Source organism: Pararhizobium arenae (genome assembly GCF_001931685.1).
In the GTDB taxonomy this organism is placed as follows: domain Bacteria; phylum Pseudomonadota; class Alphaproteobacteria; order Rhizobiales; family Rhizobiaceae; genus Pararhizobium; species Pararhizobium arenae.
Genome location: NZ_MOOY01000005.1, coordinates 382,832 through 398,209 on the forward strand (window position 1 = coordinate 382,832; position 15,378 = coordinate 398,209).

Annotated in this window: 15 protein-coding genes; 7 read left to right on the top strand and 8 right to left on the bottom strand. The window is 60.6% G+C overall.

Annotated elements, in window-relative coordinates:
* Positions 1–147: 147 nt before the first annotated feature.
* On the bottom strand, positions 148–1,089 hold the full coding sequence (locus BLX89_RS13525) for an AraC family transcriptional regulator (protein WP_075291420.1): 942 nt from the start codon (positions 1,087–1,089) through the stop codon (positions 148–150).
* A gap of 210 nt (positions 1,090–1,299) precedes the next feature.
* On the opposite strand from BLX89_RS13525, the gene BLX89_RS13530 reads away from it, so the two are divergent.
* The gene (locus BLX89_RS13530) at positions 1,300–2,340 is read left to right on the top strand and encodes an NAD(P)-dependent alcohol dehydrogenase (protein ID WP_075291421.1); all 1,041 of its coding nucleotides are present in this window, start codon (positions 1,300–1,302) and stop codon (positions 2,338–2,340) included.
* A gap of 164 nt (positions 2,341–2,504) precedes the next feature.
* Here BLX89_RS13530 and BLX89_RS13535 read toward each other — a convergent pair whose 3' ends face one another.
* Together BLX89_RS13535 and BLX89_RS13540 are read right to left on the bottom strand one after the other, a co-directional pair.
* Positions 2,505–2,969 (bottom strand): Lrp/AsnC ligand binding domain-containing protein, encoded by a 465-nt coding sequence (locus BLX89_RS13535; protein ID WP_143523625.1) that lies wholly within the window; start codon positions 2,967–2,969, stop codon positions 2,505–2,507.
* A gap of 7 nt (positions 2,970–2,976) precedes the next feature.
* Positions 2,977–4,140, bottom strand: coding sequence for a M20 aminoacylase family protein (locus BLX89_RS13540; protein ID WP_075291423.1), 1,164 nt, complete (start codon positions 4,138–4,140; stop codon positions 2,977–2,979).
* A gap of 180 nt (positions 4,141–4,320) precedes the next feature.
* On the opposite strand from BLX89_RS13540, the gene BLX89_RS13545 reads away from it, so the two are divergent.
* The 3 genes from BLX89_RS13545 to BLX89_RS13555 all read left to right on the top strand — a co-directional run bounded on the left by BLX89_RS13545 (position 4,321) and on the right by BLX89_RS13555 (position 7,343).
* Positions 4,321–5,391, top strand: a complete 1,071-nt coding sequence (locus tag BLX89_RS13545) for a D-alanyl-D-alanine carboxypeptidase family protein (protein ID WP_075291551.1) — start codon at positions 4,321–4,323, stop codon at positions 5,389–5,391.
* A 31-nt stretch (positions 5,392–5,422) separates the two neighbouring features.
* On the top strand, positions 5,423–6,574 hold the full coding sequence (locus tag BLX89_RS13550; RefSeq protein ID WP_075291424.1) for a CobW family GTP-binding protein: 1,152 nt from the start codon (positions 5,423–5,425) through the stop codon (positions 6,572–6,574).
* 61 nt (positions 6,575–6,635) lie between these two features.
* Positions 6,636–7,343 carry a DUF930 domain-containing protein gene (locus BLX89_RS13555; protein ID WP_075291425.1) on the top strand — a complete coding sequence of 236 codons (708 nt, stop codon included), beginning with the start codon at positions 6,636–6,638 and terminating at the stop codon, positions 7,341–7,343.
* 609 nt (positions 7,344–7,952) lie between these two features.
* On the opposite strand, the gene BLX89_RS13560 is transcribed toward BLX89_RS13555, so the two are convergent.
* The 5 genes from BLX89_RS13560 to BLX89_RS13580 form a co-directional block, all read right to left on the bottom strand.
* Positions 7,953–8,192, bottom strand: coding sequence for a sulfurtransferase TusA family protein (locus BLX89_RS13560; RefSeq protein ID WP_075291426.1), 240 nt, complete (start codon positions 8,190–8,192; stop codon positions 7,953–7,955).
* Positions 8,192–9,676, bottom strand: a complete 1,485-nt coding sequence (locus BLX89_RS13565; protein ID WP_075291427.1) for a L,D-transpeptidase family protein — start codon at positions 9,674–9,676, stop codon at positions 8,192–8,194. Before BLX89_RS13565 ends, BLX89_RS13560 begins: the two co-directional genes overlap by 1 nt.
* Positions 9,677–9,903: 227 nt before the next feature.
* Positions 9,904–10,857, bottom strand: coding sequence for an acetyl-CoA carboxylase carboxyltransferase subunit alpha (locus BLX89_RS13570; protein WP_075291428.1), 954 nt, complete (start codon positions 10,855–10,857; stop codon positions 9,904–9,906).
* 69 nt (positions 10,858–10,926) lie between these two features.
* On the bottom strand, positions 10,927–11,880 hold the full coding sequence (xerD, locus tag BLX89_RS13575) for a site-specific tyrosine recombinase XerD (protein ID WP_075291429.1): 954 nt from the start codon (positions 11,878–11,880) through the stop codon (positions 10,927–10,929).
* A complete protein-coding gene (locus BLX89_RS13580) occupies positions 11,877–12,026 on the bottom strand; it encodes a hypothetical protein (RefSeq protein ID WP_143523612.1) in 150 nt (49 codons plus the stop codon). The genes xerD and BLX89_RS13580 overlap by 4 nt, the downstream gene beginning before the upstream one ends.
* Positions 12,027–12,349: 323 nt before the next feature.
* Between BLX89_RS13580 and BLX89_RS13585 the strand changes: the two genes are divergently transcribed.
* Genes BLX89_RS13585 through BLX89_RS13595 form a run of 3 tightly spaced genes read left to right on the top strand, consistent with a single transcriptional unit; the run spans position 12,350 to position 15,350 of the window.
* Complete coding sequence (locus tag BLX89_RS13585) at positions 12,350–12,928, top strand: shikimate kinase (protein ID WP_075291431.1); 579 nt, start codon at positions 12,350–12,352, stop codon at positions 12,926–12,928.
* A 5-nt stretch (positions 12,929–12,933) separates the two neighbouring features.
* On the top strand, positions 12,934–14,046 hold the full coding sequence (gene aroB / locus BLX89_RS13590) for a 3-dehydroquinate synthase (RefSeq protein WP_075291432.1): 1,113 nt from the start codon (positions 12,934–12,936) through the stop codon (positions 14,044–14,046).
* Complete coding sequence (locus BLX89_RS13595; protein ID WP_075291433.1) at positions 14,043–15,350, top strand: HlyC/CorC family transporter; 1,308 nt, start codon at positions 14,043–14,045, stop codon at positions 15,348–15,350. Before aroB ends, BLX89_RS13595 begins: the two co-directional genes overlap by 4 nt.
* The last annotated feature ends 28 nt before the right edge of the window (positions 15,351–15,378 follow it).

Below are 15,378 nucleotides of genomic sequence, written 5' to 3' on the forward strand. Positions count from 1 at the left end.
GCAATCAAATGCCACACGCCAAGAGTTGTAAAGTGCTGCGGTGCAATATGGCACGACGCACCCAAAAAAAGACCGGCTCCCTGCGTTGCTGGGGTTTTGTAAGTAACCACTATCTACCAATGGTTGTATTTATGAGTATCGTCTGTATCAGGCCTCGCTTAAGATTTCGCCATCGCCTGCAAGGCGCTCGAAAAGCGAGCGCCGGGCCCGACCAACATCCCGCAACGGCGGTTCGCCATATTGGCGTGCATATTCGCGGCTGAACTGCGACTGGCTTTCGTACCCGACCTGATGTCCGGCGGAACCCGCATCCAGCTTTTCCTCCAGCATCAGGCGTCGTGCTTCCTGCAGCCGCAGACGCTTCTGGTATTGCATCGGACTCATGGCGGTGACCGCCTTGAAATGATGGTGCAACGAAGAAACGCTCATGCTGACGCGGTGCGCCAGTTCTTCAATGCGAAGCGGCAGGGCATAGTATTCCTTCAGCCAGGCGCAGGCTTTGCTGATCTGGTGAGACTGGCTTTCCGTCACCGCCATCCGCCGCAGGCGCGCGCCTTGGGGTCCGGCCAGCAGCCGGTACAGTATTTCCTGTTCGAGGAGCGGCGCCATCATTGCCGCTTCCTGCGGACGCTCCAGCAACCGCAGCAACCGGATGATGGCATCAACCAGTTCTTCGGTCACCTGCGACACGACCATGCCGCGTTCGCTGGTCTCGACCTCTGCCGGAGCGGGGCCCAGCGTCTGCACAAGGCTTGCCACCTTGCCGAAATCGATTTCGAAGCCGACGCTGAGATAGGGCTTTTCCAGCGTCGCATCGACCACGCGGCTGGTCACCGGCAGATCGAGCGAGGTCAGCAGAAAATCGCTGCCGCCATAGCGATAGATCTCGTTGCCGAGAACGACTTCCTTCGTACCCTGCGCCACGAGGCCGAAACTCGCCTTGAAGGCAGAGCAGACCGGCATTCCCACCGTAGAGAGCCGGTTGATCATCAGCCCCTTGATCGGCGTCAGGTGTTCGCCGTCTTCCGTCGCATAGGAAGCGATAAGGTCGATCAATTCCTGCTGGCGTAAAAGCGTTCCGTTCTTCATGTGAAGCACCTCCCCGGTACGTCGTCGTTTTCGTTTCCCGAATTTAGGAAATACGCATCATCTAGCAGATTGTCGCGGTCATGTTTTGCAGGATTGTGCAAAAATTTTGCAGGATCGCTCTAACGCTTGTTTTGGTTCGGGGCCATAGTGCGCGCGGGAGAAGCCATTCGCGTTTCCTTTCCCCGCCTCAAGAAATTTAAGGAGCAATCCATGGCCCTGGCAAGAGGATATGCGGCGACCGATGCGTCCAAGCCGCTTGAACCTTTCACTTTCGAACGACGCGCGCCGAATGCGGACGACGTCGTCATCAGCATCAAATATTCCGGCATCTGCCATTCCGACATTCACCAGGCCCGTGGTGAATGGGGCAATTCCAATTTTCCGATGGTGCCCGGACACGAGATCGCCGGCATCGTCACCGAGGTCGGCTCCGGTGTTACGAAGTTCAAGGTCGGCGACCGCGTCGGCGTCGGTTGCTTCGTCGATTCCTGCACGGCCTGCGCAAGCCGCGATCTTGATATCGAGCAGTACCTGCCGGGCCTCGTCGGCACCTACAATGCCTTCGAAGCCGATGGCGTGACGCCGACCTATGGCGGTTATTCCGATAGCATCGTGGTCAAGGAAGGCTATGTGCTTTCGCTGCCGGCAAACCTCGATTTTGCGGCAACCGCACCGCTGCTGTGCGCCGGCATCACGCTTTATTCGCCGCTGCGTCACTGGAATGCCGGTCCGGGCAAGAAGGTCGCAATCGTCGGCATGGGCGGCCTTGGCCACATGGGCGTCAAGCTGGCGCACGCAATGGGCGCCGATGTAACGGTGCTCAGCCAGTCGCTTTCCAAGAAGGAAGACGGCCTGAAGCTCGGTGCGGATCATTATTACGCCACGTCCGACCCGGAAACCTTCAAGTCGCTGGCGAGCAGCTTCGACCTGATCCTCTGCACGGTCTCGGCCGAGCTTGACTGGAATGCCTATGCGAGCCTGTTGAAGGTCGACGGCACGCTGGTTCTTCTCGGCATCCCGGAAAAGCCGGTTCCGGTCCATGCGTTCTCGCTGGTTCCGGCCCGCCGCAGCATTTCCGGTTCGATGATCGGCTCGATCAAGGAAACCCAGGAAATGCTGGATTTCTGCGGCGAGCACAACATCGTCTCGGAAATCGAAATGATCCGCATGGATCAGGTCAACGAAGCCTATGACCGCGTCGTGAAAAGCGACGTGCGCTATCGCTTCGTGATTGATATGGCGACGCTGTAAGAGCCTACCTTCGAGGTATTGCCCCTCACCCTAGCCCTCTCCCCGCAGGCGGGGAGAGGGGACGACGGAGTTTGCCGCTTGTCCCTTCTCCCCGTCATAACGGGGAGAAGGTGGCCGACAGGCCGGATGAGGGGCAATACTTCTCCGAACTTCCGGCAAAAACCTCACAAAAGCTGCAGCGGCCCGTCGTTCTTGATCTCTTCCATCACCGCATAGGTCCGCGTTTCCTTTACCCCTGGCAGGGTCCAGAGCACTTGGCCGAGAAAACTGCGATAGGCGTTCATGTCCTCGAAGCGGGTCTTGACGAGATAATCGAAACCGCCCGCCACCATATGACATTCCAGCACGGCCGGCGCCTTGCGCACGGCTTCGGCAAAATTGTCGAACACCTCCGGCGTCGTCTTGTCGAGCATGACCTCGATGAACACGAGCAGGCCGAAACCCAGCTTGTGCGGGTCAAGCCGCGCGCCGAAGCCAGAGACGTAGCCGTCCTTCAAGAGCCGCCGCAACCGTTCGCTGGTGGCCGTGGGGGAGAGGCCGATACGCTCGGCCAGTTCCAGATTGGTGATGCGTCCGTCGCCCTGAAGGATGTTCAGGATCTTGCGATCGATCTTGTCGATATCCTGGATGGCCATGTCAGGCGGCCAGCCGGGTTTCGGTGAGTTTCACCCAATAGGAGATCCCGTGGGGAATGACGTCGTCGTTGAAGTCATAGGCCGGATTGTGCAAGCCGGCCGTGTCGCCATTGCCGATGAAGACGAAGGCGCCGGGGCGAGCCAGCAGCATATAGGAAAAATCCTCGCCCCCCATCATCGGGTCGAGGCCGTCGGACACCTTGCTGTCGCCGGCGATGCCCCGCGCAGCCTCCAGCGCATAGGCCGTCTCGGCGGCATGGTTGACTGTCACCGGATAGTTGCGGGCGTAGCGCACGGTGGCTTTCGCGCCATAGGCGGCGCAGAGGCTCTCGGCGATCTGGCCGATACGTTTTTCGGCGATATCGCGCATGTCGGGCATCAGCGTGCGCACGGTGCCGGCGAGAATGGCCTGCTCGGGGATGATGTTGTGGGCAAAGCCGGCATTGAACTTGGTCACGGAAACCACGACCGAAGCCAGCGGATCGGCCGTACGTGATGCGATGGTCTGCAGCGCGTTGACGATCTGCGAGCCGATGACGATCGGGTCGATAGTCTTGTGCGGCTGGGCCGCATGGCCGCCGCGGCCGTCGATGGTGATGGTGAATTCGTCGGTGGAGGCCATGATCGGACCCACGCGGCTGCCGAACTCGCCGACCGGCATCCCCGGCATATTGTGCATGCCGTAGACTTCCGCGATGGAGAAGCGCTCCATCATGCCGTCCTTGACCATCTCGTTGCCGCCGCCGCCGCCCTCTTCGGCCGGCTGGAAGATCACCGCGACCGCGCCCTTGAAGTTGCGGGTTTCGGAAAGATATTTCGCCGCGCCCAGCAGCATGGCGGTGTGGCCGTCATGGCCGCAGGCGTGCATCTTGCCGGGCGTGGTCGATGCCCAGGCCTTGCCGCTGGTCTCCGTCATCGGCAGCGCGTCCATGTCGGCGCGCAGGCCAATGGTGCGGCCTTCGCCGAGATTGCCGCGGATGATGCCGACGACGCCGGTGCGGCCGATGCCGGTCACGATTTCGTCAACGCCGAAGTCCCGGAGTTTCTTTTCGACGAAGCTCGCCGTATTTTCCACCGCGAACAGAAGCTCCGGTTTCGTGTGCAGGTAGCGGCGCCATTCGGTCACTTCGTTCTGGAGTTCGGCGGCGCGGTTCAGAATGGGCATTTGTCTTTCCTGTGCTTGCGGGCATGCGCTTCAGGCGCGGGGATGGCAGGTTGTGAAAGAAAGGGCTTTGCCATCACCTTGCCATATAGGTTAAATAGCCGGGCGACACGAGGCAATTCCCGATTTCGAGGTTCGATAGTGGTCAACAGTGCAATTTCGATTGGAAGCAAGAAACTCGCCATTTTGGCGGCGAGTTGCGCCATCGCCCTGTCGAGTGTCCTGCCGGCAATGGCAAATCCGCGCCTGGTCGTCGATGTGAATTCGCTGAAGGTCTATGAGCAGCAGGATATCTTCCAGCGCTGGTATCCGGCTTCGCTGACCAAGCTGATGACCGCTTACACGACCTTCCGCGCCATCAAGGCAGGCCGACTGACGCTTCAAACCCCTGTTGTCATGAGCAAGCATTCCGCTGCCGAGCCGGCCAGCAAGATGTACCTGAAACCCGGCCAGGCCATGCCGCTCGACAGCGCTCTCAAGATGATGCTGATCAAGTCGGCCAACGACATCGCGGTCGCCATCGGCGAAACCGTTGCCGGTTCGGAGCCCGCTTTCGTCGACATGATGAATGCCGAAGCCCGCCGTATCGGCATGACCTCCTCGCATTTCGTCAACCCGAATGGGCTGCCCGGTCCCGGCCAGTACACCACGGCCCGCGATCTTGCGGTTCTGGCGATTACCCTGAAGCGGGAATTCCCGGAATATGCGCCGTACTTCGCCTATGAGGGCTTTCAGACCGGCAAGAAGAAATACCCGAACTACAACATGCTGATCGGCCGTTTCGATGGTGCCGATGGCATGAAGACCGGCTTCATCTGCGCGTCCGGCTTCAATCAGGTCTCGTCCGCGACCCGCAACGGCCGCAGCGTCGTTTCCGTGGTGCTCGGTTCGGATAGCCTCGGTGCCCGTGCCGATGAATCCGCGCGGCTTCTGCAGATGGCGCTCACGGAAAGCAGCGCCGGCAAGCCGGGCCTCGGCCAGATCGCGCCCTATGGCGAAAACCGCGATACGGTGACCGATATCAGCAAGGAAATCTGCTCGGCCCATGCAGCAAAGGTGCGCAGCGAAGGCCGCGACGAGGCGGGTCGCCAGAAGCTGCTGTCGCCCTTCATCCACGAGATCGACCGGCCGCTGCGCCTTGTCTCGGCGGAACTTCTGCCGGGCAGCGGCACGACGAATGCCAAGGGTCAGGTTGCCGGCGGGCAAGGTGATGTTGCCAACGTGCCGATCCCGGTCCCGCGCCCGACCTTTTAAAGCGCATCCATAATCTCCGATCGGATTTTCCATGACTGCATCTTCGAACGCGGTGCCGGTGTCGATCCTCACCGGCTTTCTCGGTGCCGGCAAGACGACGCTGCTGAACCGGCTGCTGAAGGATCCGGATCTTTCCGATACCGCCGTGATCATCAATGAGTTCGGCGATGTGTCGCTCGATCATCTTCTGGTCGAGGCGTCGAGCGACGGCATCATCGAGCTGTCCGATGGCTGCCTCTGCTGCACCGTGCGCGGCGAGCTGGTCGATACGCTGGCAGATCTGATGGACCGCATGCAGAGCGGCCGCATCCGCCCGCTCAAACGCGTCGTGATCGAGACCACCGGCCTTGCCGATCCGGCGCCCGTGCTGCAATCGGTGATGGGCAATCCGATCATCGCCCAGAGCTACGGTCTGGATGGCGTGGTCACCGTCGTCGATGCTGTCAACGGCTTCTCGACGCTCGACAATCATGAAGAGGCGGCCAAGCAGGTGGCCATGGCCGACCGGCTGGTGATCTCGAAATCGACGCTTGCGTCGGCTGAGGGCGTCGCTGCCCTCAAGGCGCGTCTTGCGACGCTTAATCCGCGAGCCGAGTTTATTGACGGCGATCTGCCGGAGGCGGGGAAGGCCGAGCTTTTCAACTGCGGTCTTTACGATCCGGGCACGAAGAGCGCCGATGTCGGTCGCTGGCTGCAGGACGAGGCGCATCATGATCACCAAGATCATGAACACCATGACCATGAACACCACGACCATTGCAGTCATGATCATGAAGGCCATCACCACCACGAAGCCAACCGCCACGGCGCGGATATCCGCTCCTTCAGCATCGTGCATGATCGCCCTATCGAGCCGATGGCACTGGAGATGTTTATCGATCTCCTGCGTTCGGCCCATGGCGAAAAACTTTTGCGCATGAAGGCGATCGTTGCGATGTCGGACCGGCCGGACAGGCCCCTGATCCTGCATGGCGTGCAGAGCGTCTTTCACCCGCCGCAGAGACTTGCCGCCTGGCCGGACCCGAACGATCGCCGCACCCGCATGGTGATCATCACCAAGGGCCTGGAAGAGGCTTTCGTTCGCGACCTGTTCGATGCGTTCACCGGCAAGCCGTCTGTCGATCGGGCTGATCGGCAGGCACTGGAAGACAATCCGCTGGCGGTGCCGGGAATGAAATTGTAGGTCGGGCTTGGGCGCGGCGGGGCGAGGGATCATATCGGATGGTAGTCAAGCCCCATCCGTGATGATCACCGAGCCCATGCAGAGAAACAAGCAGCAGGATCGTGGCTCATGCCGCACGGCGCTTGTCGTTTCTCTTGTCCTCCACGTCCTGCTCTTAACGCTGCTTCTTTTTCTCTTGGCCGGGCCGTTTCCGCATCCTCGGGTGGAAGACGCAGTCGCTGTATCCATTATTTCGGCGCAGGAATTCCGGAATGTTGTGCAATCGGATGCCAAAGCCACGGCGAAGCCGCTGAAGTCTTCTGAAGTGCCCGAGGCAATACCACGACAGCCGACTTTTCAGCCTCTGATGAAGGAACAGGATCGAAGTGCCGACATGATCGAGGCAAGGCATTTCCTTTCCACAAAAGTTCTGAATGATCCAAGAAGTGCGAAAGCGCGCAAGGCGATGGGTGAGCTTGCTCCATCGGAGCGGATCGTTCAGCTCTGCAATATCGAGGCTATGGAGCAAATTCATGCCACGAACGCTATCCTTCAGCCTGATTTCGTTGTGGCTTATGCAATGGCTGAGATGAAACTCGGGGAGTACAGTCTGGCTGCGGAAGGAGCGGCCTTCCGTAGCAAGCGTCGATGGTACGGGATCACTTTCCGCTGCACGGTTTCACCAGATTACCAGACGGTTGTTTCCTTCGCCTTCAAGGTGGGAGACGCAATCCCCGAAGCCGAATGGGCGAGCCACCAGCTTTCCGTCGACGATGGACCTGCGGACTGAGGTTTCTACCGAAGTTCCGGGAAGCGCTTCGAAAGCGTGTTGCGATCTTTCAGATTTGCTCGTCCGCTTTAGGTTTTTGTTTTTACGCATGTCTTTTAGCAAACCGCGGCACATTTTTGCGAGACATGCTTTAGGCGGGGCAAATGGTGTGAAGCCTTCTCGCGGATCAGAAGCCAATGCACGCCGGAAGCTACATCGCTCTCCACCAGCGTACGCCCGTCCTCATGACAAAATGGGGAGTATCGATCAAGGCCAGCGGGTCAGTGATTTCGGCCTCTGGCATCACTTGGCCCGGAATTTCCAGAAGAGCTTCTTCGGCGCTGCTTCGCCGGCCCGCATCGCAGTTGGGCTCGTTAGAACGCTTCCATTTAACAACGAAGCGCTTTAGGATTTCTGGTCAACAGGAGGAAGCTCACATGGCCAAGGGTCAGGTACGAAGCAACAAGGAAACCAGAAAGCCGAAGAAGGACAAGGCAGCTGCCAAGCCTTCCGCGCCCGCTTTGGGATCTCAGGTCAAGGACAGCGGCAAGAAGTAATGTCCGCCTGAGCGATTTTCCCTCGTCGGAACGTTTCCGGCGAGGTCAAGCACTTCACCGCCGGTCAAGCTGATCAGGCCTTCTTGCGGATCAGAAAGCGATGACCGCCTATGATCGCACTGCTCTCTACCAGCGTATGCCCGTCCTCGTGGCAAAAATGCGGGATATCGATCACCGCCAGCGGATCGGTCGTCTCGACCGCGATCAGCGCGCCGGGCGCGAGCAGGCGCATGCGCTTGCGGGTCCTCAAGACCGGCAAAGGGCATTTTAGCCCCTTGAGGTCATAGACCACCGCCGTCTCGGCCTCCGGCATCACTTGGCCCAGAATTTCCAGAAAGGCTTCTTCTGCGGCGCTTCGCCGGTCTGTTCCACAGCGGCTTGTTGCGGGACATTGGCTCCCGCTGCCGCTTCGCCCTGTAGCGCAGGCGAGGGTGCTGCCGTCTGGGGATCGACCGGCTTTGTCTCTGCGGCAGGCGTCCCGGCAGCCTCGGGAGACGCCGCCGCCGTCTGCTCTGCCGGGTTCCCGGCATCTGCGCCGTCTGCTTCCGTCAGGCTGTTCGAAACCGGAGCCGGTTGCGGTTCGGCCACGTCCTTCGCGCCAAACAGACCCCAGAAACCCTTCTTGGCCGTTGCCGTCTCGACAGAAGCCTGCTCGACCGGGCGCGGCATCGGGTTTTCGGCCGGAACCGGCACGCTCTTGCCGCCGCGCGTCGCCTTTTCGAGTGCGGCTGTCTGGATTTCGATTGCCTTCTTGGCTTCGGCGAGCTCGGCGCGTTTTGCTTCGAGTTCGGCGAGGTCTTCAGCCTTCATCAGCTTGCCGGCGTCGATCGAGCGACCGGTCGGCGCATAGGCGAGCTCCTTGCCGACGCGCTCCTTGGCGACGATCGCCTTGCGCTCGGCCTCGCTCGGCTCGTACCACACCATGCCCTCATATTTTTTGAGCGCCTTGGCGTATTCCTCGTCGTATTTCTTGTTGTAGTTGGCGAGCGCCACCTGCATGGCGGGCGGCGTCGACATCGCGGGGCATTGGCCGGCCGGATTGAACTTGCCGTCGGTCTGCTGGTTGAAGACGTACTTCTTCTCGCAGATGTTGACTTCCGGCGGCCGCTTGGTGATCTCGAACTGGTCGTAGCCTTCCTTCAGCATCTTCCAGAATTCGATATGCGGGCTGTTCTTGTGACGCGCCATGTTTTCGGCCGTCATGCGGAAGGGCAGGGCCTGCAACTGGATGGTTTTCTGGCCGCCCTTGTAGGCGTCGCGCGCCAGCGCGAAGATTTCCTGCATCTGCTCGTCGGTCATCGAGTAGCAGCCGGAAGACGAGCAGGCGCCATGGATCATCAGGTTGGTGCCATGGCGGCCATTGGCGGCGTCATAGCGGTTCGGGAAGCCGGTGTTGATCGCGAGATAGTAGCTGGAATTGGGGTTCATCTGGCCGGGGCTGATCGGGTAGAAACCTTCCGGCGCCTGTCGGTCGCCTTCCTTCACCTTCGGGCCGAGCTTGCCGGACCAGGCGCAGATCTTGTATTCGCGTAGCTTGGCAAAACGGTTGGTCGCGTCGGCCTTCCAGATCTCGAGCGCGCCTTCTTCCTTGAAGATGCGGATCATGATCGGCGACGTCTTGGGCATGTTCGCCGCCTGCATGTTGGAAACGATGCGGCCGGAAAGTTCGTAGGTCGTCTTGTTCTTGACGTTGCGAAGATCGACTTCCGCCTTGTCGAAGGAATCGAGCGTCTCGTTCGTGCAGCCTGCAAGCAGGGCGGCAACGGCGGCGGTGACGAAGAGATTTCTCAGACGCATCGGCAAAAGCCCATTATGAATTACAATCAAACGCCACGATCACGGCAGGCGAAGCACCCGAATCAATACGTGCTTATTCTTCACAACTTATTAACTATGCAGGCCCGCCTCATGCCCCGTCATGGCCTGACCTGACGAATATGGCCAAGATTTGACTACAACTCTACTTCAGGCCGTCTTTTCCCACAGTTCCGCGGGCTGCGTTGCCGACGTGCATCGCAAGACCCTCAGAGGTGACGGCCGATATTGAGATATTTCTGCCGGCGGTCCGAGCGCAGCTGCTCGCCATTGCGGCCGGAAAGCTCGTTCAGCGCATCGGCGATGACCGTGCCGGTGCGCTCGATCACGGCATCCGGATCGCGATGGGCGCCGCCCACCGGTTCGGTAATGATGCCGTCGATGATGCCCAGCGACTTCAGGTCTTCCGCCGTGATCTTCATGTTGGTCGCGGCTTCCTTGGCGCGGGTGGAATCGCGCCAGAGGATCGAGGCCGCACCTTCCGGCGAGATCACGCTGTAGATCGCATGCTCCAGCATATAGACGCGGTTGCCGGTCGCGATCGCGATCGCACCGCCCGAGCCGCCTTCGCCGATGACGACGGAGATGATCGGCACCTTCACGTTGAGACACATTTCCGTGGAGCGGGCGATGGCTTCCGCCTGGCCGCGCTCTTCCGCGCCGATGCCCGGATAGGCGCCGGCCGTGTCGATCAGGGTCACCAGCGGCAGGCCGAAACGGTCGGCCATTTCCATCACGCGGATTGCCTTGCGGTAGCCTTCCGGACGGGCGCTGCCGAAATTGTGCTTGATCCGCGACTTGGTGTCGTTGCCCTTTTCCTGGCCGATAACGGCGACCGGCGTGCCGCGGAAACGGGCGAGACCGGCCTGGATGGCTTCGTCGTTGGAAAACTTGCGGTCGCCGGCCAGCGGCGTGAATTCGGTGAAGAGGCCGGCGGCATAGTCGACGAAATGCGGACGCTGCGGATGCCGCGCGACCTGCGTCTTCTGCCACGGGTTGAGCTTGGAATAGATGTCGACCATCGCTTCGCGCGCACGCACTTCCAACCGGCCGACCTCATCGCTCGTGTCGATGCTCTCGTCTTCGCCGGCGAGCTTCTTCAGCTCGTGGATTTTGCCTTCGAGATCCGAGATGGGTTTTTCGAAATCGAGGTAGTTGTGCATGAGATACGTTTCCGATCGTTTTGCTCCCTTGGTCGCGGATGATCGAGTTACCCAAGGGTTCTGGCGGTCCTAATCCCGTTTTTTCGCCTGTTTGGCAAGGGGGTGATGATTCTGGACGAGCTGGTGAAGCCGCTCTTCCAGCACATGCGTATAGATTTGTGTCGTTGAAATGTCTGAATGGCCAAGCAGTTCCTGCACGGCGCGAAGGTCAGCGCCATTGGCGAGAAGATGGCTCGCAAAGGCATGGCGCAGGACATGCGGCGAGATCGTCGCCACCCGGATGCCGGCGCGCGCCGCCAGATCTTTCAGGTCTCGGGCGAAGACCTGTCGTGGCAGATAGCCGGCCTTGCCGGAAGAGGGGAACAGCCAAGGGCTCTCTTCCGCCTTCTCGTTCGCTGCCGTTTCCGCCGCAAGGGACGCGCGATAAGTGGCAACGGCGCTTATCGCGGACCGCGACAGCGGCACCAGCCGCTCCTTGTTACCCTTGCCCTTGATGACAAGGAATCGCCCGTTCTGGGCGAGCACGCTTGCCGGCAGGGATACGAGTTCGCTGACGCGCATGCCTGTCGCATACAAAAGTTCGATCAGCGCGTGCATGCGCTGCCGGGCAAGCTGGTTGGGACCGGGCGCCTGCGCCTCGGTTTCGGCGAGCGTGATCAGCTTCGAAACATCGTCGATGCTCAAGACTTTCGGCAGGGACCGCGCCTTCTTCGGTGCGTCGAGCACGCCGGTCGGATCGTCGCCGCGCAGGCCTTCGGCATAGAGGAACTTGTAGAATTGCCGGAGCGCCGAAAGCCGCCGCGCCTGTGACGAGGCCATGAAACCCTGTTGCGAGAGATGGCCGAGATAGGCGCGCAGGTCTTCGGAACTCGCCTCGATCGCCTTGACGCCGCGCGTCTTCAGGAACGAGCAGGCATCCTCCAGGTCGCGCTCATAGGAGGCCAGCGTGTTGACGGCAGCGCCACGCTCGGCGCTCATCATTTCCAGGAAGGATTCGACGTGGAGACCGGAAAAATCGCTCATTGCGGTTTGTTGATCCGTTCCGAGGGAATACGGATCGTGACATCCCGTTCCACGGGGTTCACGAAGGTCACCAAAGCCCACATCGTGCCATAGATTACGCCCGCAATGACCGCGCAGATGGACAGGAAGCGGAACAGGGTGGGCATTTCAAACTCCTTGGTATGCGCATTCATCATGGCAGGCGATTGTGGCTCACCCCCCTCTGCCCTGTCGGGCATCTCCCCCTCAAGGGGGGAGATTGGCCGGGGCTAGCCTCTCGCTCCCGATCTCCCCCCCTTGAGGGGGAGATGTCACGAAGTGACAGAGGGGGGTAAAGCCGCAGTCACGTATGTCTACCATGGCAAGTCTATATGATCATGCCGCTTTTGAAGTGCAAGAAGAAGGCACTTTGCCGGTTCACGGGACCCAGTCCCTTGACGCTTTCCACCGTTTTGTCGATACCGGAGCGGAACGGGGAAATGTGACTTCCATGAACGACGTGATCGAACCGGTTTCCGAGGAGCTCGTGGGGCAGGCCAAGGCCGCTCTTGGCAAGCGCAATCTCGTCTTCGTGGGGCTGATGGGTGCGGGAAAATCGGCAATCGGCCGGCTGACGGCGCAGATGCTCGGCATTCCCTTCGTCGATTCCGACCATGAGATCGAACGCGTCTCGCGCATGACGATATCGGAGCTTTTCGCGGCCTACGGCGAAGAGGAGTTCCGGGCGCTCGAAGCCCGCGTGATCAAGCGTCTTTTGAACACCGGCCCGCGTGTCGTCTCCACCGGTGGCGGCGCCTATATCAACGAGCGCACCCGCCGGCACATCAAGAGAAACGGCCTGTCGCTGTGGCTGAATGCCGATCTCGATACGCTCTGGGAGCGGGTCAACAAGCGCGATACCCGGCCGTTGCTGAAGACCGAAAATCCCAGGCAGACGCTCGAAAACCTGATGAAGGCCCGCTACCCGATCTATGCCGAAGCCGATCTCACCGTGCTCTCGCGTGATGTCAGGAAAGAAGTCATGGTCGAGGAGGTGCTGAAGGCCATCTCCTCCCTGCAGAAGAAGTGAGTGCAATGACCCATCGTACCGTTCGCGTCGAACTCGGCGATCGTTCTTATGATATCCTGATCGGCCCCGGCCTGATCGCGGCCGCCGCCGCAGAGATCACCAAGCGCCTCAAGGGTCGCCGCATGGCCGTGATTACCGATGAGCATGTCGCGCCGCTTTATCTCGGCAGCGTCATGGATGGACTGGCCGCCGCCGGCATCGAGGCCGTCAGTGCGGTTCTTCCGGCCGGCGAGAAGACCAAGAGCTTCGAGCACGTGATCCCCGTCTGCGAAACCATTCTCGGCGCCCGCATCGAGCGCAATGATGCCGTCATCGCGCTCGGCGGCGGCGTCATCGGCGACCTCACCGGCTTTGCCGCCGGCATCGTCCGTCGCGGTTCGCGCTTCATCCAGATCCCGACCTCGCTGCTGGCGCAAGTCGATTCCTCCGTCGGCGGCAAGACCGGCATCAATTCGCCCCATGGCAAGAACCTGATCGGCGTTTTCCACCAGCCCGATCTTGTGCTTGCCGATACCGATGTGCTGGACACGCTGAGCCCGCGCGAATTCCGCGCCGGGTATGCGGAAGTCGCCAAATACGGCCTGATCGACAAGCCGGATTTCTTCGAGTGGCTGGAAAAGAATTGGAAGGCGGTCTTCTCCGGCGGCGAGGCCCGCATCGAGGCCGTTGCGATCAGCTGTCAGGCAAAGGCCGATGTCGTCGCCGCCGACGAGCGCGAAAACGGTCAGCGGGCGCTGCTTAATCTTGGCCATACCTTCGGTCATGCGCTCGAAGCCGCCACCGCCTATGACGGCAGCCGGCTGGTGCATGGCGAGGGCGTGTCGATCGGCATGGTGCTCGCCCACCAGTTTTCTTCGCGCATGAACCTTGCAAGCCCGGACGTCGCCAAGCGCGTCGAGGCCCATTTGCGGGAGGTTGGTCTGCCGACCCGGATGGATGAAATCCCGGGCACCCTGCCGCCGGCCGAAGTGCTGATGGATGCCATCGCCCAGGACAAGAAGGTCAAGGGCGGCAAGCTCACCTTCATCCTGACGCGCGGCCTCGGACAATCCTTCGTCGCCGATGATGTGCCGGCCTCGGAAGTCCTGTCGTTCCTCAAAGAGAAGCACCCGGTATGACAATCGATGCCTTCCTCGGCTTCTTCGTCGACAATGGTGTGAGCATCGCGGTCATCGTGGTGTTGATCCTGTTGTCGGCTTTCTTCTCCGGTTCGGAGACGGCGTTGACGGCGGCTTCGCGGGCTCGTCTGCATGTGCTCGAAGTCAATGGCGACGAGCGGGCAGGCATTGTGACCCACCTTATCCAGCGGCGCGACCGGTTAATCGGCGCGCTGCTGATCGGCAATAATCTCGTCAACATTCTCTCGTCTTCGATCGCAACGAGTGTCTTGTTGCGGGTTTTCGGGGCGACCGGCGTTGCCTATGCAACGCTTGGCATGACGGTCATTTTGGTGATTTTCGCGGAAGTTCTGCCGAAAAGCTGGGCGATTTCTGCGCCCGACCGCTTTGCCTTGACCGTTGCGCGCCCTGTGCGGTGGGTGGTGCTGGTGATTGGCCCGTTGTCCAGTCTCGTCAACGGCATCGTGCGCCGGCTTCTTTCCCTGTTCGGCATCAGTCTGTCCCGCGAAACATCGATGCTGACTGCCCATGAAGAGCTTCGCGGTGCGGTCGATTTCCTGCATCGGGAAGGCTCGTTCATCAAGGCTGACCGTGATCGGCTGGGCGGCGTGCTCGATCTCGGGGAACTCGAAGTCTCCGACATCATGATCCACCGCACGTCGATGCGGGCAATCAATGCCGATGAGCCCCCGGAACTGGCCGTGCGCGCCGTGCTGGAAAGCCCCTACACCCGCATGCCCGTCTGGCGCGGCTCGTCGGATAACATCATCGGTGTCGTGCACGCCAAGGACCTGCTGCGTGCCTTGGCGGAGCCCGATGCCGAGCCGGAAAACATCGATATCGTCAAGATCGCGCAAAAGCCGTGGTTCGTGCCCGATACGACCAATCTCAAGGACCAGCTCAACGCCTTCCTGAAGCGCAAGATGCACTTTGCCATCGTCGTCGACGAATATGGCGAGATGCAGGGGCTGGTAACGCTGGAAGATATCCTGGAAGAGATCGTCGGCGATATCGCCGATGAGCACGACATCGCCATCCAGGGCGTGCGCACGGAAGCCGACGGCTCGATCGTCGTCGACGGCAGCGTGCCGATCCGCGACCTGAACCGCGCGCTCGACTGGTCGCTGCCGGACGAAGAAGCCACCACCGTCGCCGGCCTGGTCATCCACGAATCCCGCAGCATTCCGGAGGAGCGGCAGGCGTTTACGTTCTACGGCAAGCGCTTCATCGTCATGAAGCGGGTGAAAAACCGGATCACGCGGTTGCGGATCAGACCGGCGGAAGATTTGCCGGCTGGGGAGTGACGTAGTGGTGCTGTTGGAGTTTGCCGCT

Coding starts and splice junctions, on each gene's coding strand:
- BLX89_RS13550 (WP_075291424.1), top strand. CDS start 5,423: ATGACTGCATCTTCGAACGCGGTGCCGGTGTCGATCCTCACCGGCTTT.
- BLX89_RS13560 (WP_075291426.1), bottom strand. CDS start 8,192: ATGCCGGAGGCCGAGACGGCGGTGGTCTATGACCTCAAGGGGCTAAAA.
- BLX89_RS13540 (WP_075291423.1), bottom strand. CDS start 4,140: ATGCCCATTCTGAACCGCGCCGCCGAACTCCAGAACGAAGTGACCGAA.
- BLX89_RS13580 (WP_143523612.1), bottom strand. CDS start 12,026: ATGCCCACCCTGTTCCGCTTCCTGTCCATCTGCGCGGTCATTGCGGGC.
- aroB (WP_075291432.1), top strand. CDS start 12,934: ATGACCCATCGTACCGTTCGCGTCGAACTCGGCGATCGTTCTTATGAT.
- BLX89_RS13525 (WP_075291420.1), bottom strand. CDS start 1,089: ATGAAGAACGGAACGCTTTTACGCCAGCAGGAATTGATCGACCTTATC.
- xerD (WP_075291429.1), bottom strand. CDS start 11,880: ATGAGCGATTTTTCCGGTCTCCACGTCGAATCCTTCCTGGAAATGATG.
- BLX89_RS13530 (WP_075291421.1), top strand. CDS start 1,300: ATGGCCCTGGCAAGAGGATATGCGGCGACCGATGCGTCCAAGCCGCTT.
- BLX89_RS13585 (WP_075291431.1), top strand. CDS start 12,350: ATGAACGACGTGATCGAACCGGTTTCCGAGGAGCTCGTGGGGCAGGCC.
- BLX89_RS13555 (WP_075291425.1), top strand. CDS start 6,636: ATGATCACCGAGCCCATGCAGAGAAACAAGCAGCAGGATCGTGGCTCA.
- BLX89_RS13565 (WP_075291427.1), bottom strand. CDS start 9,676: ATGCGTCTGAGAAATCTCTTCGTCACCGCCGCCGTTGCCGCCCTGCTT.
- BLX89_RS13595 (WP_075291433.1), top strand. CDS start 14,043: ATGACAATCGATGCCTTCCTCGGCTTCTTCGTCGACAATGGTGTGAGC.
- BLX89_RS13570 (WP_075291428.1), bottom strand. CDS start 10,857: ATGCACAACTACCTCGATTTCGAAAAACCCATCTCGGATCTCGAAGGC.